The organism is Mesotoga sp. HF07.pep.5.2.highcov, assembly GCF_003666285.1.
Lineage (GTDB): Bacteria > Thermotogota > Thermotogae > Petrotogales > Kosmotogaceae > Mesotoga > Mesotoga prima.
Genome location: NZ_JFHJ01000230.1, coordinates 1 through 1,686, shown reverse-complemented (window position 1 = coordinate 1,686; position 1,686 = coordinate 1). Strand labels below are relative to the sequence as shown.

The 1,686-nt window shown below is 43.1% G+C and carries 1 protein-coding gene; it reads right to left on the bottom strand.

Annotation, left to right across the window (positions count from 1 at the left end; all coding sequences use genetic code 11):
• Nucleotides 1–630: DMT family transporter (locus BG32_RS04820; RefSeq protein WP_147434830.1), on the bottom strand; the 630-nt coding region annotated here is incomplete at its 3' end.
• Nucleotides 631–1,686 lie beyond the last annotated feature (1,056 nt).

Here is a 1,686-nt window from a genome sequence, read left to right as displayed (position 1 = left end):
AATCAGGAGAAGAAAGCCGCCGATCGAAAGCTGCCATCCCGACACGAGAAAGGGAGAACGGTTTGCTGACATCCATTTGGCATACATGGTGCCGAATGCACCGATAGTCGCCGCGATCAACATGAATCCGTCGCCCAGAAATACGAAGCTCAGAGTGAAGCCGACTTCAAAATTTGCAAGGAAAACACCGGCGAATCCCAGTATCATACCAAGCGTCTTTTTCCAGCTCAAGCGGTCATTCTTGTATATGTAATGGGCAAGAAGAATAACGAGAAAGTTCTCTCCGGCCATTATTATCGAAGACTTCATACCCGTCGTGTAGCTCAGCCCGTTATAGAAGAAGAAATATAGCAGAAAAGTCTGCAGTATCCCGAGCGCCAGCAAATGGAGGTAGTCCTTCTTCGCGAATCTTGTTCTACCCTTTCTACCAAGGGGTATTGAAAGCATGAGCACCATGATACCGGCCCCCAGAAACCGAATTCCCGCAAAGACAAGTTTGGCTGAAACGTCGTCCGGAGCTATAGACATTTCCTCGTAGCTTAGTTTCAGCACGGGAAAAGCACTGCCCCAGAGAACCGAACAGAATACCGCGGTCAAGGCCGCCATCCACTTCTTTTTCAAAATATCCATGAAATTAGTCTACACTAAAAATGTAAGGTGAACTGCAAAATGAGCGGGGCTAAACATGAACAATCATTGAGATGGTCACGAAAATTCTTTAGTGACACCCGTCATATGATATTAAAGATCCCAGTTTACGCAGCGATAAAGGCTTCGATGATATACTGCAGCACATGCATGAAGTTAGGGAAAGCTTTGCTGAAGTGTCATTTGATCTCTGTCTTACATCGTATTCTGCACCAGGCAAGTAAGAACTGGTGACAGTTTTCCAACACGCATAACTATGCAATCAATCCCAAAGGCTGTCTCGCAACCACAGCAAAGAGGTCCCTTGTTCAGACCTCTGCAGGATTTGCATTAAGAGTTATGAGATGCTGATCCTTTTTTACACAAGAAGATAAGGTCAAGAGAATTACCAGCAGTGTGATAATCAGTATGCGCTTCGTCATGCCTATCCCTTCTCGAGCTTCCAGAAAACCGCACAACAATCTGAGCTAGATGATTTCTGGCGATCTGGCAGACAAATGTGACCTTGAAGGTTTTCAGTCGAGGGATCGGAATAGAAGAACTGGAAAAAATAAGGCCTTTGCTGAATTTTGTGGTTTGATCATATCAGCACGGGAATCTCACCCAGTGAAAGCTCTTTTAAGTTTCTTATCTTAAAGAGAAATTTCCTTATACCTGTTCAATGAGGTCTTCAAAATGAGCCTCTCAAGGTTTTTCTACCCATGAAGATGCCTTTCCCTAACAAAAATACCCGGAGAGGAAATCACTTGTTTCACTTGAAGCAGTCCTGAGCTTTTCTCTACGAAGAGGGAAAGAAAATGAGCATTAAAGTCAAGCGAATGCATAGGCATAAACGATACAATTATTGGTTCTAAATTAGTTTTTGATAATCACTATCAATTGCAGTATAATGATAATGTTTCTGCAAGATTTATCCGTTAGAGTTAATGCAGAAATAATGTGTGTTTTGCGGCTTTAAGCCGTTTTAGTTTTCTAAAAAGCTGTCTGGGTGATTCATTTGAAGAAGAGAGATCGCGGGGCAATAAGCGTTGCATATGC